Below are 22,097 nucleotides of genomic sequence, written 5' to 3' on the forward strand. Positions count from 1 at the left end.
TGTGTGAGCAGCCCCGCGCCGAGGCCCCTCCGCTCTCTCCCGAGGAACAGCTCCTCCTGGGCGACTGGCGCATCACCGGCGTCGACGGGCACGCGACCGTGCCCGGCAGCCGCGCCCGGCTGAAGCTGGAGGGCCTGCGGATCAGCGGCTATACCGGCTGCAACGCGCTGGGCGGCAACTACCGGGTGGAGCGCGGCTACCTCACCACCGGCGGCGTGATCACCACCCGCCGCGCCTGCTCGGCGGCGCTGATGCGGCAGGAAAAGGCGCTGCTGGCGCTACTCGACCAGCGCTTGGCGGTCCGCCAGAGCCATCGCGGCCGGCTGCTGCTGACCGGGCGCGACGGGAAGACGCTGGTGCTGGTGCGGGCACTTCACTCAGCGGCCTAGATTCGGAGGCCGCCGAGCTATTGCCTTTCTCATTCCTCCAGCATGTCCCGCACCATGCCGTGCGGATCAAACGCGAACTGGCGCTGGATACGGAAGTGCGGCGTGTCCTCAAGTTCCACCGTGTCGATGCCGTATTTGCCCATCCCCAGAAGCCGCGCCTCAGGCAGAGCCATCAGGATCGGCGAGTGCGTCGCCATGATGACTTGTGCCTGCCCCGCCGTCTGAATGCGTCGAAGTAGCTTGAGAAAATCAAACTGTCGCAAGGGCGAAAGCGCGGACTCGGGCTCGTCGAACAGGAACAGGCCCGGCCGGGCACAGCGCTCCTCGAAAAGTCTGAGAAAGCCTTCGCCATGCGAATGCGAGAGGAAGTTCGCCGAGGTGCTCCCCGCTTCATCGAGATAGCGCGCGACCGAGAAGAAACTTTCGGCGCGGAAGAACCAGCCCTGCCCGATCTTAGGCAGCCAGCTCGCCTTCAGCGCCGAGACAAGCGCGCCGCCACTGCGTTCCAGCGCACGGCTATGATCCACCGCCCGATGACCGGGGGCACCACCAGCCTCATCGAAGCCGGCCAGAACGGCGATAGCCTCCAAAAGCGTCGATTTCCCAACGCCGTTTTCGCCCGCAATGATGGTGACGGGCGAATCAAACTCCAGCGAGAACTCGCCCCGAAAAAGCGGCAGGCACCACGGGTAGGCCTGCCGATCGATTTCGGATTCGCCGTTTAGCCAGACGCGCTTGAGATAGGGCGGCGGCAACGTCGTATGGCGATACCGCACCATCCCGCCTCACTCCGCCGCAGCCGCTTCCTCGACCTCACCCCCCTCAGGCGCCGGCAGTTCCGCCGTCGGCGCCCGCGCGATCACGTCGACGCTGTCGATCGTGTCCAGATTGCTGTTGCCGATATCCACGTTGAGCGCCTGGAAGCGCCGCGCGGAGACCATCACCCGGCCTTCGAAGCTCGCGACGAACTTGTTGTAATTCTCCACCGCGCTGTTCAGCCCGCCGCCGACGCGCTTGAGGTGGCTCGCCGCCGTCGCCAGCCGCTCGTACAGCTCCTTGCCCAGCTTGCCGACTTCGCGGGCATCCTCGGTGAGCTTCTGCTGGCGCCACATCGCCGCCACGGTGCGGGCGAGTGGCAGGAAGGCCGAGGGGCCGGCGATGATCACCCGGTTGCGCGCCGCGCGCTCCCACAGCTCCATGTCCACCTCCAGCGCGCTGGACAGGAAATTGTCGCCGGGGATGTACATGATCACGAAATCGGGCGCCTTTTCGAACTGCGCCCAATAGGCCTTGCGCGACAGCGCGTCGGCATGGGTGCTCATCGCTTTCGCATGCGATTTCAGCGCCGCCGCGCGCTCCTCGGCGCTGGTCGCCTCGGCCGCCTGGAGATAGCCGTCGAGCACGCATTTCACGTCGACGATCAGCTGCTGGTCGCCCGGCAGGCGGATGATGAAGTCCGGCCGCAGCATGCCGTCCTCGGTAGTGACCGAGACTTCCGATGCGAAATCGACATGGCCGGAAAGCCCGGCGATCTCGATCAGGTTGCGGAACTGCTGCTCGCCCCAGCGGCCGCGCGTCTTGGGGGCGGCGCGCAGGGCATTGACCAGCTTGGAGGTTTCCGCGCGCGTCTCGCCCAGGCTGGCATGGACGGCGCTGATCGCCTCGCGCAGCTGGCCATAGCTGTCGCTGCGATCCTTCTCGACGCGCTGCAGCCCTTCCTCATAGCGCTTGAGCGTGGTGTCGATCGGCTGGAGCAGCGTGCGCAGCCGCTCCTCGTTCTTCTCGCCAGCCTGGTGGAAGCGCGCCTCGGCGCGTTCGAGGAAGGCGCGCTGCGTCTCGCCGAGCATGGTCGAGGCGAGTTCGCGGAACTGGCCGGCCATCACTTCGCGGGCGTTGACGAATTCGGCGAGCCGCTCCTCGAACGAGCCGGCCTTGGCCTTGAGTTCGGCCAGCTCGATGCGCGCGGCGTCGCGCTCGTTGCGGAGCATCGCCGCTTCCTCGCGCAGGCGGGGGAGCTGCGCCACGCGTTCCTCGGCCATGGCGAGATCGGTGATCGCGGCCTTGAAATCGGCCTCGCGCCGGGCGCTTTCGGCCCGCGCCTCGCTCGTGCCGCGCGCGCCGATCAGCCAACCGACCACCACGCCCACGACCAGGGCAACCATCACAAAGGCAACAACAAACGGATCCAACACACGCCTCCCGGGGAACAGGACGCGAACTTACGCCGTGCGGGACGGGGCCGCAAGGGCGGGTGCGGTCGGTTCGGCGCGGGTTGGAGAGGGTTCGGTGGATAAGTGGCGGACGCCCCTCGTCCCCCTCCGTCATTCCGGCGAAAGCCGGAATCCATTGGGGTCACCGTCACGGCTTACGCCGAAACGGCGTGGCGAATGGATCCCGGCTTTCGCCGGGATGACGGCAGAAGGGAATGGCAGCCCTCAGGCGGCCTTGCGCGCCTTGTTGAGCTTCTTCAGCAGCATGTCGCGCTTGAGCCGCGAGAGATGGTCGAGGAACACGATGCCCTCCAGATGGTCCATCTCGTGCTGGATGCAGGTGGCGAGCAGGCCCTCGAACAGTTCGTCATGGGCCACGCCCTTCTCGTCGAGCCAGGTCACCCGGCAGCGCGCGGGGCGCTCGACATCGGCGAACTGGTCGGGGACCGACAGGCAGCCCTCGGTATAGACCGAAAGCTCCTCGGCGGGCTCGTGGATCTCGGGGTTGATGAAGACGCGCGGGTGCCGGATCGGCTTGCCCTCCTCGTCCTCTTCCTCCTGCAGGTCCATCACGATCAGCCGCTTGGGCACGCCCACCTGGATCGCGGCGAGGCCGATGCCCGGCGCATCGTACATCGTGTCGAACATGTCGCCGATCAGCGTGCGGATGTCGTCGTCGACCGCCTCTACGGGAGTGGAGACGAGACGCAAACGCGGATCGGGTACTTCGACGATGGGAAGGATGGCCATCGCCCAAATTTAGGAGCGCGGCCCCAAAGCGTCAAGCAACCGGCCGCCGCGCGCGCAGCGCCTGGGCGAGCGTCCCCTCGTCGAGATAGTCGAGCTCGCCGCCCACCGGCAGGCCATGGGCGAGCTGGGTGACGCGGATCGGGAAGGCTTCCAGCCGCTCGGAGACATAATGCGCGGTGGTCTGCCCCTCGAGCGTGGCGTTCATCGCGAGGACGACCTCGTCGATGCCGCCCGCGCCGACCCGGCGGACTAGCGCGTCGATGCGCAGGTCCTCGGGCCGCACCCCGTCGAGCGCGGAGAGCTTGCCGCCCAGCACATGGAAGCGGCCGGGGAACAGCCGCGCGCGGTCGAGCGCCCAGAGGTCGGCGACCTCCTCGACCACGCACAGCGAACGGTCGTCGCGGCGCGGGTCGGCGCAGATCGCGCAGGGGTCATGCGTGTCGACATTACCGCAGACGTGGCAGGTCGTAAGCTTCTGGCTGACCGCACTCAGCGCCGCGAGCAGCGGGTCGAGCATCGTCTCGCGCTTCTTGAGCAGGTGCAGCACCGCCCGCCGCGCCGATCGCGGCCCGAAACCGGGCAGCCGCGACAGGGCCTGGGTCAGCGCTTCGATTTCGGGAGAGGCCATGGCGCTTCACATAGGGGCTTGCATGCGCGCCTGCCAAGCGGTTGAGGGGAAGGCATGCGCATCCTCTTCATGGGAACCCCCGATTTCGCCGTGCCGGTGCTCGATGCCCTGGTCGAAGCCGGGCACGACATCGCCGCCGCCTATAGCCAGCCGCCCCGCCCCGGCGGCCGGCGCGGCAAGGTGCTGACCCCCTCCCCGGTCCATGCCCGCGCCGAGGTGCTGGGGATCGAAGTGCGGACGCCGCTGAGCCTCAAGGGGGCGGAGGAGCAGGCAGCGCTGTCGGCGCTCGAGGCGGATGTGGCGGTGGTTGCCGCCTATGGCCTGATCCTGCCCAAAGCGGTGCTGGCGGCGCCGCGGCTGGGATGCCTCAACGTCCATGGCTCGCTGCTACCGCGCTGGCGCGGTGCGGCGCCGATCGAGCGGGCGATCCTCGCGGGGGATGCCGAGACCGGCGTCGGCATCATGCAGATGGAGGCCGGGCTCGATACCGGTCCGGTACGGCTGGAGGGGCGCACGCCGATCGACCGCAAGACGGCGGGCGAGCTACGCGCCGAGTTGAGCGCAACGGGCGCGCGGCTGATGGTAGAGGTGCTCGCCGATTTCGACGCCTATCCTGCCGTATCGCAGCCCGAAGAGGGCATCACCTACGCGTCCAAAATCGACAAGGCCGAGGCTCGGCTGGACTTCACTCGCAGCGCCGTGGAAGTCGAGCGGGCCGTGCGGGCGTTCAATCCGGCCCCTGGGGCCTTCTTCGAGCTGGGTGAGGAGCGCTTCCGTATCCATTCCGCCGATCTGGTCGACGCTAGCGGACCGGCAGGCACCGTCGGAGAGAACCTGCTGATCCATTGCGGCGCAGGCGCGATCCAGCCGACTTCGATCCAGCGCGCCGGCCGCGGCGTGATGACGGTGCCCGAACTGCTGCGCGGCTTCCCCATCTCGGCGGGGACGCAGCTTTGACGCGCTTCGCCCTGACGGTGGAGTTCGATGGCCGGCCGTTCATGGGCTGGCAGCGGCAGGATCATGGCCCCAGCGTCCAGCAGGCGATCGAGGACGCGGCCTATGCGGTGACGGGGGAGGACGTGGTGGTCCATGCCGCCGGCCGTACCGATGCGGGCGTGCACGGCCTCGGCATGCGCGCGCATGTCGACATCGCCAAGCCGATCGCCCCCTTCCGGCTGATGGAAGCGCTCAATGCCCGCATTCGCCCGCATCCGGTCGCGATCCTCGCCTGCGAGGAAGTCTCTGAGGAATGGCATGCGCGTTTCTCATGTCTTAGTCGCCATTATGAATATCGCATCATAACGCGCCGCGCCCCGCTGACCTGGGAGAAGGGTCTCGCCTGGCGTCTCTCCGGGCCGCTGGATGTTGGGGCAATGCAGGCAGCCGCGGCCTATCTGGTGGGCCGCCACGACTTCACCACCTTCCGCTCGGCGCACTGCCAGGCGGAGAGCCCGGTGCGCACGCTCGACAGGCTAGAGGTCGTCGAGACCGGCGACCGGATCAGCATGTTCGCCTCGGCACGCTCCTTCCTGCACCACCAGGTCCGCTCGATGGTCGGTTGCCTGTCCTTGGTTGGCCAAGGCAAATGGGCGCCGGAAGACGTCCGCGAGGCGCTGGTGGCGCGCGACCGAACAACATTGGGCTTGAATGCGCCGCCCGATGGCCTGTTTTTCCTTTGGGCCGAATATCCTAGCGTGTGAACTTCGCTGCGAGTTCGACATGGGTTGACCAGCGGAACTGGCCCACCGGCTGCACCCATTCGAGGCGATAGCCGCCCTTGCACAAGACCTCCGCATCGCGTGCGAAGGTACTGGGATTGCAGGAAACATAGGCCAGAATCGGCGCCTTGGAGCCGGCCAGTTCGCCCACCTGCTCGCGCGCACCCGCGCGCGGCGGATCGAGCACCACGGCGTCGAACCGATCCAGTTCCGCAGTCGCCAGCGGCCGCCGGAACAGGTCACGATGGTCGCCGAACACCTGTCGCCCCGCGGCACCGCCCGCCGCTTTGAGCGACAGGATCGCGTCGCGCGCCGCCTCGCCCGCATAGACCCTCGCCTGGTTCAGCGCGAAGGTGAAGGTGCCCAGCCCGGCGAACAGGTCCGCAACGGCTCCCGCCCCGCCCGCGATCTCGCGTACGGCCGCCACCAGTGCCGCTTCACCCTCAGGCGTGGCCTGGAGAAAGCTGCCGCTCGGCAGCGGCACTGCGACCCCGCCCAGCGTGATCGTTACCGGCACCGGCTCCCAACGCGCGGTGGGGCCGAAGCCCTCGTCGATGGCGAAGCGGGCCAGCTTCTCGGTTTGGGCAAAGGCGGTGATCGCCTCGGCCGCCGCCAGACCTTCGGGATCGATACCCTCGACCAGCACGTCGCGCCCTTGGTCGCTCAGCGCGAGATGCACGTTCACCCGCCGCGCATCGGGCAGCAGCGTCGCGAACAACCGGCGCAGCGGTGCCAGCAGCGCGAACAGCTCGGGGGCAAGAACATGGCATTCGGCGAGATCGATCAGCTTGTGGCTGCCCGCCTCGGTAAAGCCGATCCGCACCTGCTTGCCGCGCCGCTCGGCATGCAGCGTCGCCCGACGGCGCGTGCGCGGCGGCGAGAGCAAGGGCGTGCGGATCTCGGTTTCCAGCCCCTGCGCTGCGAGCGCGGTCCGTACGCGCTCGGCGAGGAAGTGGCTCCACATTTCATCGTCGAGATGCTGGAGCTGGCAACCGCCGCAGCCCGGGAAATGGCGGCAGGGCGGCGTCTGGTGGTGCGGGCCAGGGCGGACGGCGCCATCCTCGCCGACCCAGTCGCCGGGCGCGGTGAGCGGGAAATGCCGTCCGTCGCTGGTCACCCCATCGCCCCGCGCCGCGACCCGCACCACTTCCACTTCGCTCACAGACATTCCGAACACGCTTCCGGCAGTTGAGCGACGAGCTGATCGGCGAAAAAGGCGGGACCTGCAAGCTGCGCCGCACGGCCGTGCAGCCACACCGCGGCCGCGGCCGGATCGACCCCGCTGCCGCCCTGCCCGATCTGCGCGCCCAGCAAGCCGGCGAGGACGTCGCCGGTCCCCGCAGTCGACAGCCAGGGCGAGGCGCCCGCGAGCACGCGAACGCGGCCATCGGGCCCGGCGATCACCGTGTCGCCCCCCTTGTGAACGACCGTCGCGCCGCTGGCCGCCGCCTGCAGCGTGCGATCAATCTTGCTGCCCGTGCCGGCGAACATCCGGTCGAACTCGCCGCCATGCGGGGTGATCCACACCGGCGCCTCGCGCGCGGCGAGCGTGGCGGCCGCGCTGGTCCCGAGCAGGCTCAGCGCGTCTCCATCCAGCACCAGCGGCTTGTCGACGGCGAGACCTGCCCGCAAGAACGCCTCGGCCCGACGATCACGGCCGAGCCCGGGGCCCAGCACGACGGCATCGATCCGGTCGCCGGCCAGGAAATCGGCAAGATCATCGGCGTCGTCGATCGTCCGGCGGACCAGCGCGTCAGGTGCAGGCCCCGCGGGGTCGGGCCCAGCAAGCATCACATAGCCCGCGCCGCTTGCCATGGCCGCGCGCGCGGCCAACCGGCCCGCGCCGGGCATCGCACCTTCGACCACCGCGACCAGCCCACGGCTGTACTTGTGGGTCCGCGGACCCGGCGTCTCCATCTGCGGCCGGGCAACGCTGCGCCAGGCACTTTCAACCGGGATGCCGATATCGGCAAGCAAGACATGGCCGCAGCGCGAGAGCCCGTCGCCAAGCACATGCGCCGGCTTGAGCGCGCCGAGCGCGACCGTGGCGTTCACGCCGCGCGGGGCGCCGAGCTCGTCGCCGCTATCGGTATCCATCCCCGAGGGCAGATCGATCGCCAGCGTGAACTCGGCCCCGCGCACCAGTTCGGAGAGCACGGCGGCGATGCTGCGCTCCAGCGAGCGCGTGACACCGATTCCGAACAGCCCGTCGATCACCACCGGCCGCACCGGCGCGCCATAGAGCGAGGTCGTTGGCCCCTTCCAACGGGCGTGCATCCGTTCGGCAGCGCCCTGCTTGGGTGCGCCCGAGGCGGCGACCAGCACATCGAGCCCTGCTTCGCGCAAATGTCGAGCGACGACATAGGCATCGCCGCCGTTGTTGCCGGGGCCTGCGAGCACCAGCACCGACCGCCCCATCGCGAAGCGCACCGCCTCGCGCGCAACCGCGGCGCCGGCGCGCTCCATCAGTTCGTCCTGGGAAACGCCGCGCGCGAAGACCGCCTCCTCGGCGGCACGCATTGCGTCGGCAGTGAGGATCGGGGCGCCGGGCGGGATCATTGCCCCGCTGTAGCGCCCTTGCCCGCAAGACGATAGCGCATCCCGCCGATCGCCACCTCGGTGGCACCGCCGACATGGCGGGTCGCTGCAAGCTCGGCGCCATCCGCCGCCGTGATCGCGTTGCCTTCCATCCGCAGCCGCCGAAAGCCGCCGTCCGGATGGTGGAGGACCAGCAACCCATCCGCGCCGCGCTCCAGCGTGCAAACCGGCAGCAGGGTCTCGCCGACCGGCCCGCACGCGACCGTCTCCCCCGCTTGCGCAGCGGGCTGCGATGCCGGATCGGCACCGCAGCCCGCCACAAGCAGCATCAGCGCGAGACTAGATATCCGCGTAGACATGGCGCTCGGCCTTGGCTCCGGGGTGCGTCACCGCCCCCTGATAGGCCGGGCCGACATTCTGCGCATAGCGGTAGAGCGCGCCCGACTGATAGTCGTTCACCCGCGGCTGCCAGCGCGCCCGGCGCTCGGCGAGCACGTCCTCGGCGACGTCGAGGTCGATCGTACCGGCTTCCGCGTCGATGCGGATCGTGTCGCCATCCTCGACCAGTGCAATCGGGCCGCCCTCCGCCGCCTCCGGGCCGACATGGCCGATGCAGAAGCCGCGGGTGCCGCCCGAGAATCGGCCGTCGGTGATCAGCGCCACCTTCTCGCCCATGCCGAGGCCGTAGAGCGCCGCAGTGGTCGACAGCATCTCGCGCATGCCCGGGCCGCCCTTGGGGCCCTCATAGCGGATGATGATGACCTCGCCCTCGTTGATCAGGCGATTCTCGACCGCCTGGAAGGCATCCTCCTCGCAATCGAACACCCGCGCCGGACCGGTGAACTGGAGCCGATGCATGCCCGCCACCTTCACGATCGCCCCTTCGGGCGCGAGGGTGCCGCGCAGGCCGACGACGCCGCCCGTCGGGGTGATCGGCGTCTTCACGTCGTAGATCACCTTCTGGTCGGGGTTCCAGGTGACCTGGTCGATATTCTCGCCCAGCGTCTTGCCGGTCACCGTCCTGCAGCTGCCGTCGAGCAGGCCGTTCGCCAGCATCGTCTTCATCAGCATGTAGACACCGCCCGCCGCGTGCATGTCCTTCGCAACATACTTCCCACCCGGTTTCAGGTCCGCGATGTAAGGCGTTGATTTGAAAGCTTCAGCAACGTCGTGCAGATCGAACTCGATGCCAGCCTCGTTCGCCATCGCCGGCAGGTGCAGCGCGGCGTTGGTCGAGCCGCCGGTCGCCGCCACGACGCGGGCCGCGTTAATGAACGCCGCCCGCGTGGCGATGTCGCGCGGGCGCAGGTTCATCTCCAGCAGGTTCATCACCTGCGCGCCGGCAGCGATCGCGATCTCTTCACGGCTCTTGTACGGAGCGGGCACCATGTTGCTGTTCGGCAACGACAACCCCATCGCCTCGCCGACGCACGCCATGGTGTTGGCGGTGAACTGCCCGCCGCAGGCACCGTGGCCGGGGCAGGCGACCTTCTCGAGCGCGGTCAGGTCCTTGAGCGGGCAGTTGCCGGCGGCGAACTTGCCCACCGCCTCGAACACGTCGACCACGGTGACGTCGCGGTCCTCGAACCGGCCCGGCAGGATCGAGCCGCCATAGACGAAGATCGACGGGATGTTGAGGCGGAGCATCGCCATCATCATGCCGGGCAGCGACTTGTCGCAGCCTGCGAAGGCAACCAGGGCGTCATAGCAATGACCGCGAACGCTGAGTTCCACCGAGTCGGCGATCACTTCGCGGCTGACGAGCGAGGACTTCATCCCCTGATGGCCCATGGCGATGCCATCGGTCACCGTGATGGTGTTGAACCGGCGCGGCATGCCGCCATTGGCGATCACGCCCTGGCGGGCGGCGTCGGCCTGGAAATCGAGGGTGGTATTGCACGGCGCACTGTCGTTGCCGGCGCTCGCCACGGCGACGAACGGCTTGGCGATATCCTCTTCGTGAATCCCCATGGCATAGTAATAGCTGCGGTGCGGCGCGCGCTCGGGCCCCACGGAGACGTGGCGGCTGGGGAGCTTGGACTTGTCGAATCGGTTGGTCATGGCGCGCAAGCCTATGTCGCGGTAACACCCTTTGACGCAAGAGTGTTACGCAGAAAAAGCGCAAGTTGCTGGAGCCGCGCTGCCCACGCCTGCACGCCAGCTGTGTCGCGGATCAGGTCGTTGCGGATCTCGATCGCGATCGAGGGGATGCCCTGCGCCTCGGCATGGCGGTTGAGCGTCGCGTTGAGCAGGCGGCCGGAATAGGGTTCGTTGTCGCCGGTCACCAGGCCCTGCGCGCGCAGCCACTCGACCGCCGGACCGGCGGCGCGGGTGTCGCGGTTGTAGAGAATCCCGATCTCCCAGGGCCGCGGCGTACCGCCATGTTCGAGGCACGGCGTGAAACTGTGGATCGACAGGATCAGGCTAGGTCGCTGGCGGCGGACCCGGTCGCGCAGCACGCGGTGATACGGCGCATGGAAGCGCGCGATGCGTGCGGCACGGTCGGCTGCCTCGTTGCCGGGGATGGCATGGCCATCGCTGCGATGGGGGATCAGGCCGATATGGTCCGGCTCGCGGTGGAGGTCGATCACCAGCCGCGATACGGTGGCGAGGATCGCCGGGGCATCGAGCCTGGCGGCGAGCGCGCGGGTCAGGTCGGCCGCACCGATGTCGATGCCGATATGCAGGTCGAGCAGCGCCGGATCGATGCCGAGATCGATGTGGGCCGGCACCGCGTTCGAGGCATGGTCGCAAAGCAGCAGCACGTCCTGCGCACTGCCGGGAAGGATCTCCGCGACGCTCATGCGAACACCGGGCGTCGGCGGGCGTGGAACGCGGCCAGTCCCTCGGCGAGCTCGGCGCCGCCAAATGCGGCCTCGAAGGCGGCGTCGAGGTGGGAGTCGGCAGGGTTGCGCAGGGCCCGCTTGAGCTGGCGGACGGCAGCGGGTGCGTTCTCCGCGATGCGCTGCGCCAAATCGAGGGCCGCGGCGCCAGCATCGGGGGCGCGGCGCTCGACCAGGCCGATCCGCGCCGCCGCATCGGCGTCAATCGCTTCGCCGGTGAAGAGCAGCTCGGCTGCCCGCCCCTGCCCCACCTGCGCCGCCAGTCGCACGACATCCTCGCGCGGATAGCCGAGCCCGAGGCGCGCGGGGGGTACCGCGAATTGTGCCCCGTCTCCGGCAAGCCGCACGTCAGCGGCGAGGACCAGTGCCACCGCCGCGCCGAAGCAGCCGCCGTCGATCGCCACGAGGACCGGCATCGGCAGCGCGGCCAGTGCATCGATTCCGGCACGCATGGCGAGGCGGAAGCGGGTGCGCGCGTCGGGATCGGTTTGCAGCTGGGGAAACTCGCCGATGTCGGCACCGGCCGAGAAGATGCCGGGCATGTCCGAGCGAAGGATCACCGCGCGGGCGGCGTCCAGGCCGGTGGCGGCGGCGGCAAGGTGCTCCCAGCCGGCGATCGGCACCGCATTGCGCGCCGATCCGCGTGCGAGCGCGATCGTGGCGATCGGCCCATCCCAACGAACTTCGATCATGCGGAGGCTCTGCCCGATCCACGCGCCCAAGTCACGCGATGGCGCGCGGGGGGACTTCCCAGAGGGAAGCGCACCCGCGGGCCAAGGGCAGACGTTCGCGAACGCGCCAGATCCGCCGCGCAAAGCCCTGTCGCAAAACAGTAAAGATTCGCTTACCGGCTCAGCAAAGTCGGGTCGCGGCGAGCCACCATTCGGGTCGCCGCAGGGTTGCGGCCGCAGCATCCCGCGCGGCCTCGGTCTCGAACAGCGCGAAGCAGGTCGCGCCCGAGCCCGACATGCGGGCGAGCAGCACCCCCGGCTGCGCAGCGAGCGCTGCCAGCACGGCGTCGATGGCAGGCGCAATGGCGCGCGCCGGAGGCTCGAGGTCGTTGCGCCCAACCTGCGCGACCGCCAGCAGGTCCCCTGCGCCGATCGGGCCGCGGTCCTCGCCATCCCACGCCTTGAACACCGCCGCCGTCGAGACGCCCACGCCCGGGTTGACCAGCAGCGTCGGCGTGCCGGCCAAGCCCTCCAGCGGCGCCAACCGCTCGCCCCGCCCCCTGCCAAGCGCGGTGCGGCCGAGCAGGCAGGCGGGCACGTCGGAGCCGAGCGCATCTGCAATCGCGAACAGCTTCGGGTCCGCCAGATCCACCCCGTGGAGTGCAGCCAGCGCACGGAGCGTCGCCGCCGCGTCCGCCGAGCCGCCGCCGATGCCCGAGGCGACCGGCAGGTGCTTCTCCAGTTCGATCGCATGCGCGCCGCCGCCGAACGCCTCGCGGAACCGCGTGGCGGCGCGGGTGACGAGATTGTCCCCCTCGCCTGCCAGCACTGCCGCGAACGGCCCGGCCAGCGTGAAGCTGTCGGTCTCCGCCGGCGTCACCCGCACAAGATCGCCATGGTCGACGAAGGCGAACAGCGTTTCCAACTCGTGATAGCCATCGGGGCGGCGATGGCGGACGTGGAGCGCGAGGTTGAGCTTGGCGCGCGCGGGCTCGGTGACGGTGCGGAGGTCTTGCATCGTCGCCGCCCCTAGCGCGATCAGGAGGCGGCCGTCAGCCCCTCTCGCAGCTTGCGCGCGATCCGCTCGGCATCCGCCGGCGCGGCATGGATCGCCGCGGCCCGCCAGGCATAGCGCGCCTCGAACTGCCGCCCGAGCCGCCAATAGGCGTCGCCCAGATGCTCGTTGGCAGCACTGCCCGCCGGATCGCTGCGCGTCGCGGCTTCGAGCAACGCCGCGCCGCGCGCGACCTCACCCTGGCGGACATAGGCCCAGCCGAGCGCGTCGGCGACTTCGGCATCCTCCGGCGCGATCTTGCGCGCGCGTTCGAGCAGCCGCAGCGCTTCGACACCGTCGCCGCCATGGGCGATCAGCCCGACGCCCAGCGTCCGCAGCATCTCGGCGCGGTTGGGCGCGAGTTCGGCGGCTTTGCGGAGTTCCGGAAGCGCCTGGTCCCAGCGGCCCGCCTGTTCCAGCGCCAGCCCGTAATCGAGATGGAGGTCGGCGCTGCCCTCTCCGCCGCGCCGCAACGCCTCGGCATAGACCCGCGCCGCCGCCTCGTGGCGACCGGTATCGGTGAGCAGCTGGGCGTAGCGCTCTACCTCCAGCGGGGTCGCGCCGCGGTCCTCGGCGAGTGCCTTGGCATCGGCGAGCGCGGCATCGGCACGACCGGCATCGCGCAGCACGGCGACGCGGACGCCGGCGGCGCGGCGGGCGAAGGGACTGTCCTTGGGGATCGCCGCCAGAGTCTGCAGCGCGAGGTCCGGTGCCCCTGCACCGTTGATCGCATCGGCAAGCACGATCCGCGCTCGGGTCTCGCCGGGGTCGAGGATCAACGCGCAGCGAGCGAGCACGATGGTCAGCGTCGCCATCCGGTCGCCCCCCAGATCGCTCGCCATCGCGCGGAACATGCGCGAAAGGCCGTAGATAATCGTCACCGGCTGCGGCGCGCCGAGCGACCGCGCGACCGCCTCCAGCTCCGGACCGCCGCCGTCAAGCAGGAACCGCCCGCCCTCGCGCCCGCGCACGGTCGCCAGGTCGATACGGGTGTCGGCATCGCCGTCGCCGACCAGCGTTGCCATCGCGTCCAGCGCGACGGTTGTATCCTTGCCCTGCGCCAGCAGCATCAACGTGCGCTGCGGCGCGGCATAGCGGCGACCGAGTGCGCCAAGGTCGAGGCTTTCGATCACCGCGACACCGTCCAGCCCGCGCGCCTGGGCGAGCCAGGCGGTGAAGATCGGCATCAGGAAATCGAACGGGGTGCCCTTGAGCCGCTTGACCGCATCGGCGGCGCCGGGCTGGTTGCCGGCGGCGAGCGCCACCGCCATGTCGACCAGCGCCGTGTCGGGCGGGGCGACGCCCGCCTTCTCCATCACCGCCGCGGCGCGGGTGGCGAGCGCCATGTCGCCGACCATCAGCGCCTGGCGATAGGCGCGCAGCGCGATCACCGGATCGCCGGGGGTCGCCGCCAGCGCCCGGCCATAGCCTTGCGCCGCGATCCCCGCCGCGCCCGCCGCATCGGCGGCGCGGGCGCGGACATAGTCGGTCAGGTCCGCGGTCTGCGCCGCTGCGGGTCCCGCCAGCAGCAGCGCGAGACCAAGGCTACATGTTCGGATAATTGGGGCCACCGCCACCTTCTGGCACCACCCAGTTAATGTTTTGGGTGGGATCCTTGATGTCGCAGGTCTTGCAGTGCACGCAATTCTGCGCGTTGATCTGGAACCGCAGATCATCGCCTTCCCCTACGACCTCATACACACCGGCCGGACAATAACGCTGCGCAGGCTCGGCGTACATCGGCAGATTGTAGCCGATCGGAATATCCTTGTCCTTCAGCGTCAGATGGACCGGCTGGTCCTCCTCATGGTTGGTGTTCGAGACGAACACCGAGGAGAGCCGATCGAAGGTCAGCACGCCGTCGGGCTTGGGATAGTCGATCTTGGGCGCCTGGTCGGCGCGGAGCAGGCCCTCATGGTCGGGCTTGTGCTTCATCGTCAGCGGCCAGCGCAGGCCGAGATGCTCGCTCCACATCGCGGCGCCTGCGAGCAGCGTGCCCCAGGTATCGCCGAACTTCTTGACCAGCGGCGCCACGTTGCGGACGCCGCGCAGCTCCTTGTAGACCCAGCTCGCCTCATAGGCTTCCGGATAGGCGGTGAGCTCGTCGCTCGCCCGCCCCCCCTGGATCGCCGCGAACGCCGCTTCGGCCGCCATCATCCCGCTCTTCATCGCGGTGTGCGTGCCCTTGATCCGCGGCACGTTGAGGAAACCGGCACTGTCGCCGATCAGCGCCAGACCGGGCGCGACCAGCTTCGGCACCGACTGCCAGCCGCCGTCGGAGATCGCGCGTGCGCCATAGGAGACGCGCTTGGCCCCCTTCAGCAGTTCCGCAATCTCCGGATGCGTCTTCCAGCGCTGCATTTCCTGGAAGGGCGACAGCCAGGGGTTCTTGTAGCCCAGCCACACGACGAAGCCGATCGCGACCTGACCGTCGGCCTGGTGATAGATGAACCCGCCGCCATTGCTGCCGTCGGTTAGCGGCCAGCCCTGGGTGTGGATCACCCGCCCCGGCATATGCTTGGCGGGATCGATGTCCCAAAGTTCCTTGATGCCGATGCCGTACACCTGCGGCTGGCTCTCGGCGTCGAGCTCGAACTGGCGGATCATCTGCTTCGAGAGATGCCCGCGGCAGCCTTCGGAGAGGAAGGTGTACTTCGCGTGGATCTCAAGTCCCGGTTGGTAGTCCGGCTTGTGGCTGCCGTCCCTGGCGACGCCCATGTCGCCAGTGGCGACGCCCTTCACGCTGCCGTCCTCGTTGTACAGCACTTCGGCGGCGGCGAAGCCGGGGAAGATCTCCACGCCCAGCTCACCGGCCTTCTCCGCCATCCAGCGGCAGAGATTGCCGAGGCTGCCGGTATAGGTGCCCTTGTTGTGCAGATAGGGCGGCGTGAGGAATTCCGGATAGGCGGACTTGCCCTTCTCGCTCAGCACCCAGTGATGGTTCTCGGTCACCGGCGTGCGCGCCAGCGGGCAGCCATCGTCGCGCCAGCTAGGCAGGAGCTCGTCGAGCGACTTGGGATCGACCACCGCACCCGACAGGATGTGCGCGCCGACCTCGGAGCCCTTCTCCAGCACGCACACCGAGAGCTCGGCACCGGCCTCGTTCGCCAGCTGCTTGAGCCGGATCGCCGCGGAAAGACCGGCAGGCCCCGCGCCGACGATCACGACGTCATAGGGCATCGACTCCCGTTCGCTCATCCTTGTTCCCCTAGGTCCTTCGTACTAACACGCCCGTTCGGGCACCTGTCGTCGCGCGCCCGCAACGTTCCGTCTATCCGGCGATGAAGCCAGATTGACCCCGCCGTCAACTGGGATTCAAAGAATGGGTATGGGGGCAGAACCAGACAATAGCTGGCACAAGTCGCTCGCAAGCGCGCTCGAATGGTGGGATTCCGCCGGGGTCGACGTGCTCGTGGAAGACGAAGTGCGCGACTGGTTCGCCAAGCCGGCGCCGCTCTGCGCCGAGCCGCAGCCCGAGCCTGCCGTAGCGGCGCCGACGCCCGCGCCTCCGCAGACATTGCCCGAATTCCTCGCCTGGCGGACCGGCGAAGCAACCCCCGAGGCCGGGTGGCACAGCCCGCTGATCGCCCCCGCAATCGTCGAAAACCCGGCCTGGACGATTTTTGTCGACATGCCCGAGCCCGAGGACAGCCATATGCTGTGGAGCGGCCCGGCGGGTGCCCTGCTCGACCGGATGCTGGCCGCGGTGGGCCTGTCCCGCGACTCGGTGCAGCTGGTGCCGTTGTGTTTCGCGCGTCCCGCCACCGGCCAGGTGCCCGCTGACGTCGCGCCGAAGCTGGTAGAGCTCGCGACCCAGTTCCTGTCGTTCGTCCGCCCGACGAAGTTCCTCCTGCTCGGCCATGCGGCGACCCGTGCGGTTCTCGGGGCGGATGCCTGGCCGCCGGAACTTCGTTCGCACGACGTTAACCGCTACGAAGCCAATACCCAGGTGGTGGCGACCTACCATCCGCGTTCGCTGATCGAGCGCCCGGCCGCCAAGAGCGAAACCTGGAAACATCTGTTGCTGCTGAGCCGGGGACCGAGCCTTTGACCTTGCGCATCCTGCTTGCCGCCACGCTGATGACGGCGCCGATCGCCACGCCGGCCCTTGCCGCATGGTCCGACGACACCAGCCCCGCGGTCATCGACGAGGACTCCCCACCGCCCGCCACCGCCAAACGCAAGGGCGACGGCATTCCGCCGCAGCTCGATGCCGACCAGCGCGCCGATTACCGCTTCGTGTTCGATGCCATCCGCGCCGGCCGCTGGGCGGATGCGCAGATCAAGCTCGATTCGATGAAGCCGGGCCCGCTCCACGCGATCGCCCGCGCCCAGCTCTACACCGCCAAGGGCTCGCCTCGCGTCGAGGCCGACCAACTGGTCGCGCTGATCACCGAAGCGCCCGAACTGCCCCAGGCCGAACAGCTCGTCCGCCTCGCCAAGATCCGCGGCGTCAGCGATCTGCCGACGCTGCCGGTCGCCCAGCGGCTGATCTGGTTCGACGGCGCGCCGATCCGTAGGCGCGCCCGCTCGGTCCGCAGCGACAATGCCGCGACCGAAGTCGCGATCCTGATGGCGCCCTATGTGAAGACCGACAACGGCCCCGCCGCCGAGGCGGTGGTCGCGCGCTTCGCCAATGACCTGACGCCCGAGGCGCTGACCGAGTGGCAGCAGAAGGTCGCCTGGATCTATTATGTCGCCGGTGACGATGCCAATGCCCGCCGCATGGCTGCCAAGGCCGAGCAGGGCCTGGGCGAATGGGCCGCGCAGGCCGACTGGGCCGATGGCCTCGCCGCCTGGCGCCAGCAGGATTGCGCCGGCGCCACCGCCGCCTTCGAGCGCGTTGCCACCCGCGCCGGCGACACCGAGCTGCGCGCCGCGGGCCTGTTCTGGGGCTCGCGCGCCGAAATGGCATGCGGCCGTCCCGATCGGGTCGCCGCCAAGCTGCGCGCCGCCAGCCAATATGGCGAGACCTTCTACGGCCTGCTTGCCCGCTCCAGCCTCGGCCTCGAGGAGAAGCGGCTGGAGGGCGATCGCTTCGTCAGCAAGGACTGGACCGCGCTCGAACGGCGTCCGAACGTCCGCGTCGCCGCCGCGCTGAGCGAGATCGGCGAGACGACGCTGGCAGACCAGGTGCTCCGCCACCAGGCCAAGTTCTGCACGCCCGACGATCACGGCGCACTCACCCGCCTCGCGGCGCAGCTGAGCCTGCCGCAGACCGAGCTGTGGCTCGCGCATAACGGCCCGGCCGGCGCCAAGCCGATCGTCGAGGCGCGCTATCCTGTGCCGAACTGGTCGCCCGATGGCGGCTGGCGCGTCGATCGCGCGCTGGTCTTCGCCCACACGCTCCAGGAATCGCGCTTCAACGCCGAGGTCCGCAGCGCCGCCGGCGCGATGGGGCTCATGCAGGTGAAGACGGGCGCGGCGATCGACGTGGGCCGTCGTCGCGGCATCACCTATGCCGCGAGTGACCTGACCAAGCCGTCGGTCAACATGGAGATCGGCCAGTCCTATCTCGAACAGCTGCGCGACATGCCGCAGACCCAGGGCCTGCTGCCCAAGGTGATCGCGGCCTATAATGCCGGCCCCAGCCCGGTCGACGCCTGGAACCAGGCCTCGCGCGACGGCGGCGATCCGCTGCTCTACATCGAGAGCATCCCGTACTGGGAAACGCGCGGCTATGTCGTGACGGTGCTGCGCAACTACTGGATGTACGAGCTGCACGACGGCAAGCCCTCGCCGAGCCGCATCGCGCTGGCCGGCGGCATGTGGCCGCGCTTCCCGGGCATGGCCGGGGCCAAGGCGGTCAAGCTCAAGACCCAGCGCGCGCCGGCGCTGACCTTCCCGGCGCCGCAGCCGGTGGAACCCGCGCCGATCCAGCAGCAGTTCCAGCTGCCGGCCACGGGTGCCGCGGTGACGATCAGCGCCGCCAAGCTGCCAAGCGAGGTCACGCGTGGCAATTGACGAAAGCATCGCCTTCCGCCCCGTCCGCATCGCCGTCCTCACCGTCTCCGACACCCGCACGCTGGCCGAGGATCGCTCGGGCGACCGGCTGGTCGAGCGGCTGACCGAGGCGGGGCATCTGCTCAGCGATCGGGCGATCCTACGCGACGATGTCGACGCGATCACGGCGCAGTTCGAGGCGTGGATCGCGGCACCCGGCGTCGAGGTGATCCTCGCCACCGGCGGCACCGGGGTGACCGGCCGCGACGTGACGCCCGAGGCGCTTGCCCGGGTGTGGGACAAGGAAATCCCCGGCTTCGGCGAGCTGTTCCGCTGGCTGAGCTACGCCAAGATCGGCACCTCGACGATCCAGTCGCGCGCCACCGCCGGAGTCGCGCGCGGTACCTATATCTTCGCGCTGCCGGGCTCGACCGGCGCGGTCACCGACGCTTGGGACGGCATCCTCGCCAGCCAGCTCGACATCCGCCACAAGCCCTGCAACTTCGTCGAGCTGATGGGCCGGCTGCAGGAGCGGTAGACGCTTACGAAAGGCTCCACGGTGCAGTGCCCCTGCGAAAGCAGGGGCACCGAAATCACAGCGCGCTTCAATCCTCCATCACCCACGCCGCCAGCTCATGCCCCTGCGGGTCGCGGAAATGGAACCGCCGCCCGCCGGGGAACGAGAAGATCGGCACCGTCACGACGCCGCCCCCGGCTTCCACCGCCGCCAGCGTCGCCTCCAGATCCTCCACCGCGATGACCGGCAGCAACTGCGTCCGCCCCTGCGCATCGCCGTCGATCCCGACATCGGTATCCCCGCTCATCGTCGCAGCATAGCTCGGTCCGAAGTCGGTGAACTGCCAGTCGAACACCGCGCCGTAGAAGCCCTTGAGCGCGCCCACGTCGCCCGCGGGCAGTTCGAGATAATTCAGTCGCGCCATCGCCAACCCCCTCATTGTTCTTGCTTCGTTCTATCGCTCAGCTTAGCATCGCGCAATGGCAAAGAGTCGCCCCGTCCGCGGCGCCACGTTCAACGACGCGAGCGCGCGCTTCAATCTCCTCGCCCGCGAGGCGGACGGCGACTGGCGCGACGCGCAGGCGGTGATTGACGGCGCCCCGCCGCCGCTGCGCACCACGGTGACGCTGGAGACCGCGCGCACGATCATCAGCCGCAACCAGTCGCCCGACATCAGCTTCGAGCAGTCGGTGAACCCCTATCGCGGCTGCGAGCATGGCTGCATCTACTGCTTCGCCCGCCCGAGCCACGCCTATCTCGACCTCTCGCCCGGGCTCGATTTCGAAAGCCGGCTGTTCGTGAAGCCGACCGCACCGGACCTGCTCCGTGCCGAACTCGGCAAGCGCGGCTATATCTGCAAGCCGATCGCCTTCGGCACCAATACCGATCCCTATCAGCCGATCGAATCGACCTGGCGGATCACCCGCAGCTGCCTCGAACTGCTCGCCGAATGCCGCCACCCGGTGACGATCACCACCAAGTCGAACCGGGTGGTGAAGGACCTCGACCTGCTCGCCCCCATGGCGGCGCAGGGGCTGGCAGCGGTGATGCTGTCGGTAACCTCGCTCGACCCCAAGATCGCGATGACGGTGGAGCCCCGCGCGCCGCATCCCGAGCGCCGCTTGGCCGCAATCCGAACGCTCACCGATGCCGGCGTGCCGGTGTTCGTCTCGATGTCGCCGGTGATCCCGCACGTCACCGATCACGAGATGGAGCATATCCTCGAGCGCGCAGCGGAAGCAGGCGCGCGCGGTGCCTTCTTCCTGCCGGTGCGGCTGCCCTGGGAGGTCGCCCCGCTGTTCCGCGCCTGGCTTGACGCGCATTTCCCCGATCGCGCGGGCAAGGTGATGGCGACGATCCAGTCGATCCGCGGCGGCAAGGACAATGATCCCGGCTTCTTCACCCGCATGCGCGGCCAGGGTCCCTGGGCGGAGCTGCTCCGCACCCGCTTTACCCGCGCGGTCAAACGCTACGGGCTGGACGGCGAACGAATGCGGCTCCGCACCGATTTGTTCCGCCCGCCCGCCGGACCGCAGGGAGAGCTGTTCTAGCGCAGCAGCGCCAGCGGCACCGCCTGCGCCATCGCCGCATAGCCCGCGATCGAGGGGTGCAGCCCGTCGCCGCTGTCATAGTCCTTGCGCAGCCGCTTGGGGTCGGCCGGATCGCGCATCGCCGCGTCGAAGTCGATCACCGCGTCGAAATTGCCCGGCGTGCGGATCCAGCGGTTGACCGCCTGGCGATCGGCCTCGTTCTGCGCATCGGGATGGTAATAGCCGGAGCCCGCATAGGGCATGATCGTCGCGCCGATCGCCTTGATGCCGCGGGCATGCGCGCGCGCGACGATCTGGCGATAGGCGTCGATCATCCGCGCCACCAACGCCGCGTGCGCCGCTGCCGGCACCGGCGTCTCGCGGGTCAGCGTGCCGAGGTCGTTGACGCCCTCCAGCACGATCAGGTGGGTGACGCCGGGCTGGCCGATCACGTCATGGTCGAACCGCGCCAGCGCGTTCGGGCCCAGCCCGTCGTTGAGCAGCCGGTTGCCGCCGATCCCGGCGTTGAGCACCGCGACCTCGCCCATCCCCGGTGCCGACCGCAGCCGGCGCTGGAGCGCATCGGTCCAGCGCGCGTTGGTGTTGGGCTTCACGCCGTACCCGTCGGTGATCGAATCCCCGAACGCGACGACCGCGCGCGCCTTGGGCGCCACCGCCTCGATGCCGGCGATCTGGAACCAGTGGTCGACCGTCTTGGCGCCCGTCAGATCGGGATCGGCGCTGTGGTTGCCATGGACGAGATAGGAGGTCGCGCGCGAGCCCGGATGCCCGGTCTGCTGCGCGGGCGGATTGGCGACGTAGAGCGAGATGGCAAGATCGGTGCCGCCCGCACCCTTGAGGTCCACCGGGTCGCTCCAGTAATCGGCACCCGCCGGAATCGTCACCGCCGTCGCGCCGCCGAAGCGGAGCGGGCGCAGCGTGGCGGCCTCGATCCTCGGGCTCGCAACATCCACCGCACGGGCGATCGTCGCGCCGTCGATGGTCAGCGGCGCGCTGCCGAAGCGGTTGGTGAAGCGCACGCGCAGCCGCGTCGCGGGTCCCTGCAGCCGAACGATCTGGCGCAGCGTCGCATCGGTGAGATCGGCGGCGGGCAAGCCATTTTGCGCATCGAGCGCCAGCTGCGAGGTCCACCAGGCCGTCGTCCAGCGATCGCCCGGCGCGGCCTGCGCCGTCGCCGCCGCAAGCAGCCCCACCGCGACCCAGCGCAGCATCTTCGCCATACACCGTCTCCGTTAACGCGTTGATAGCGGTACCATAGTCCGGAGCGGAGACAGGGCAAGCCTTTC

The 22,097-nt window shown here is 69.3% G+C and carries 22 protein-coding genes; 7 read left to right on the forward strand and 15 right to left on the reverse strand.

The window, feature by feature from the left end:
* Positions 1 to 389: META domain-containing protein (locus CA234_RS19575; protein WP_164521883.1), on the forward strand; the 389-nt coding region annotated here is incomplete at its 5' end.
* A 29-nt stretch (positions 390 to 418) separates the two neighbouring features.
* On the opposite strand, the gene CA234_RS19580 is transcribed toward CA234_RS19575, so the two are convergent.
* The 4 genes from CA234_RS19580 to recR all read right to left on the reverse strand — a co-directional run bounded on the left by CA234_RS19580 (position 419) and on the right by recR (position 3,977).
* The gene (locus tag CA234_RS19580; protein WP_126002545.1) at positions 419 to 1,168 is read right to left on the reverse strand and encodes an AAA family ATPase; all 750 of its coding nucleotides are present in this window, start codon (positions 1,166 to 1,168) and stop codon (positions 419 to 421) included.
* 6 nt (positions 1,169 to 1,174) lie between these two features.
* Entirely contained in the window at positions 1,175 to 2,551 is a 1,377-nt protein-coding gene (gene rmuC / locus CA234_RS19585) for a DNA recombination protein RmuC (protein WP_126002546.1), read from the reverse strand.
* 273 nt (positions 2,552 to 2,824) lie between these two features.
* Positions 2,825 to 3,349 (reverse strand): peptide deformylase, encoded by a 525-nt coding sequence (gene def, locus CA234_RS19590; protein WP_125976215.1) that lies wholly within the window; start codon positions 3,347 to 3,349, stop codon positions 2,825 to 2,827.
* 31 nt (positions 3,350 to 3,380) lie between these two features.
* On the reverse strand, positions 3,381 to 3,977 hold the full coding sequence (gene recR, locus CA234_RS19595; RefSeq protein WP_126002547.1) for a recombination mediator RecR: 597 nt from the start codon (positions 3,975 to 3,977) through the stop codon (positions 3,381 to 3,383).
* 54 nt (positions 3,978 to 4,031) lie between these two features.
* Here recR and fmt point away from each other — a divergent pair, with 54 nt between their 5' ends.
* Complete coding sequence (gene fmt, locus CA234_RS19600) at positions 4,032 to 4,934, forward strand: methionyl-tRNA formyltransferase (RefSeq protein ID WP_125976212.1); 903 nt, start codon at positions 4,032 to 4,034, stop codon at positions 4,932 to 4,934.
* Positions 4,931 to 5,677, forward strand: coding sequence for a tRNA pseudouridine(38-40) synthase TruA (truA, locus tag CA234_RS19605; protein WP_126002548.1), 747 nt, complete (start codon positions 4,931 to 4,933; stop codon positions 5,675 to 5,677). The genes fmt and truA overlap by 4 nt, the downstream gene beginning before the upstream one ends.
* On the opposite strand, the gene CA234_RS19610 is transcribed toward truA, so the two are convergent.
* From CA234_RS19610 to CA234_RS19650, 9 genes are all read right to left on the reverse strand, one after another.
* Entirely contained in the window at positions 5,667 to 6,857 is a 1,191-nt protein-coding gene (locus CA234_RS19610; RefSeq protein WP_206431251.1) for a class I SAM-dependent RNA methyltransferase, read from the reverse strand. The genes truA and CA234_RS19610 overlap by 11 nt on opposite strands.
* On the reverse strand, positions 6,854 to 8,254 hold the full coding sequence (locus CA234_RS19615; RefSeq protein ID WP_126002549.1) for an NAD(P)H-hydrate dehydratase: 1,401 nt from the start codon (positions 8,252 to 8,254) through the stop codon (positions 6,854 to 6,856). The genes CA234_RS19610 and CA234_RS19615 overlap by 4 nt, the downstream gene beginning before the upstream one ends.
* Positions 8,251 to 8,592 (reverse strand): hypothetical protein, encoded by a 342-nt coding sequence (locus CA234_RS19620; RefSeq protein WP_241213591.1) that lies wholly within the window; start codon positions 8,590 to 8,592, stop codon positions 8,251 to 8,253. Before CA234_RS19620 ends, CA234_RS19615 begins: the two co-directional genes overlap by 4 nt.
* Entirely contained in the window at positions 8,573 to 10,294 is a 1,722-nt protein-coding gene (ilvD, locus tag CA234_RS19625; protein WP_126002550.1) for a dihydroxy-acid dehydratase, read from the reverse strand. The genes CA234_RS19620 and ilvD overlap by 20 nt, the downstream gene beginning before the upstream one ends.
* Before the next feature lie 11 nt (positions 10,295 to 10,305).
* Positions 10,306 to 11,037 (reverse strand): N-formylglutamate amidohydrolase, encoded by a 732-nt coding sequence (locus CA234_RS19630; protein ID WP_126002551.1) that lies wholly within the window; start codon positions 11,035 to 11,037, stop codon positions 10,306 to 10,308.
* Positions 11,034 to 11,768 (reverse strand): enoyl-CoA hydratase-related protein, encoded by a 735-nt coding sequence (locus tag CA234_RS19635; protein ID WP_126002552.1) that lies wholly within the window; start codon positions 11,766 to 11,768, stop codon positions 11,034 to 11,036. Before CA234_RS19635 ends, CA234_RS19630 begins: the two co-directional genes overlap by 4 nt.
* A 160-nt stretch (positions 11,769 to 11,928) precedes the next feature.
* A complete protein-coding gene (locus tag CA234_RS19640) occupies positions 11,929 to 12,765 on the reverse strand; it encodes a 4-(cytidine 5'-diphospho)-2-C-methyl-D-erythritol kinase (protein WP_126002553.1) in 837 nt (278 codons plus the stop codon).
* Between the two features lie 20 nt (positions 12,766 to 12,785).
* A complete protein-coding gene (locus CA234_RS19645; protein ID WP_241213592.1) occupies positions 12,786 to 14,372 on the reverse strand; it encodes a tetratricopeptide repeat protein in 1,587 nt (528 codons plus the stop codon).
* Positions 14,347 to 15,999 (reverse strand): electron transfer flavoprotein-ubiquinone oxidoreductase, encoded by a 1,653-nt coding sequence (locus CA234_RS19650; RefSeq protein WP_125976197.1) that lies wholly within the window; start codon positions 15,997 to 15,999, stop codon positions 14,347 to 14,349. The genes CA234_RS19645 and CA234_RS19650 overlap by 26 nt, the downstream gene beginning before the upstream one ends.
* Before the next feature lie 130 nt (positions 16,000 to 16,129).
* Here CA234_RS19650 and CA234_RS19655 point away from each other — a divergent pair, with 130 nt between their 5' ends.
* The 3 genes from CA234_RS19655 to moaB are packed head-to-tail and all read left to right on the forward strand — an operon-like array spanning position 16,130 to position 19,282.
* A complete protein-coding gene (locus CA234_RS19655) occupies positions 16,130 to 16,852 on the forward strand; it encodes a uracil-DNA glycosylase family protein (RefSeq protein ID WP_126002554.1) in 723 nt (240 codons plus the stop codon).
* Positions 16,849 to 18,765 carry a lytic transglycosylase domain-containing protein gene (locus tag CA234_RS19660; protein WP_125976193.1) on the forward strand — a complete coding sequence of 639 codons (1,917 nt, stop codon included), beginning with the start codon at positions 16,849 to 16,851 and terminating at the stop codon, positions 18,763 to 18,765. Before CA234_RS19655 ends, CA234_RS19660 begins: the two co-directional genes overlap by 4 nt.
* Positions 18,755 to 19,282, forward strand: a complete 528-nt coding sequence (gene moaB / locus CA234_RS19665; protein ID WP_125976191.1) for a molybdenum cofactor biosynthesis protein B — start codon at positions 18,755 to 18,757, stop codon at positions 19,280 to 19,282. Before CA234_RS19660 ends, moaB begins: the two co-directional genes overlap by 11 nt.
* Before the next feature lie 67 nt (positions 19,283 to 19,349).
* Here the strand turns inward: moaB and CA234_RS19670 are convergent, their stop codons facing one another.
* The gene (locus CA234_RS19670) at positions 19,350 to 19,685 is read right to left on the reverse strand and encodes a VOC family protein (protein WP_125976189.1); all 336 of its coding nucleotides are present in this window, start codon (positions 19,683 to 19,685) and stop codon (positions 19,350 to 19,352) included.
* Between the two features lie 55 nt (positions 19,686 to 19,740).
* Here CA234_RS19670 and CA234_RS19675 point away from each other — a divergent pair, with 55 nt between their 5' ends.
* Positions 19,741 to 20,811, forward strand: coding sequence for a PA0069 family radical SAM protein (locus tag CA234_RS19675; RefSeq protein WP_126002555.1), 1,071 nt, complete (start codon positions 19,741 to 19,743; stop codon positions 20,809 to 20,811).
* Here CA234_RS19675 and CA234_RS19680 read toward each other — a convergent pair.
* Positions 20,808 to 22,031, reverse strand: coding sequence for an SGNH/GDSL hydrolase family protein (locus tag CA234_RS19680; protein ID WP_126002556.1), 1,224 nt, complete (start codon positions 22,029 to 22,031; stop codon positions 20,808 to 20,810). The two genes, CA234_RS19675 and CA234_RS19680, sit on opposite strands and share 4 nt — an antisense overlap.
* Positions 22,032 to 22,097 lie beyond the last annotated feature (66 nt).

The sequence above is a fragment of the Sphingomonas sp. ABOLE genome, from assembly GCF_003950455.1.
Taxonomy (GTDB): Bacteria; Pseudomonadota; Alphaproteobacteria; order Sphingomonadales; family Sphingomonadaceae; genus Sphingomonas; species Sphingomonas trueperi.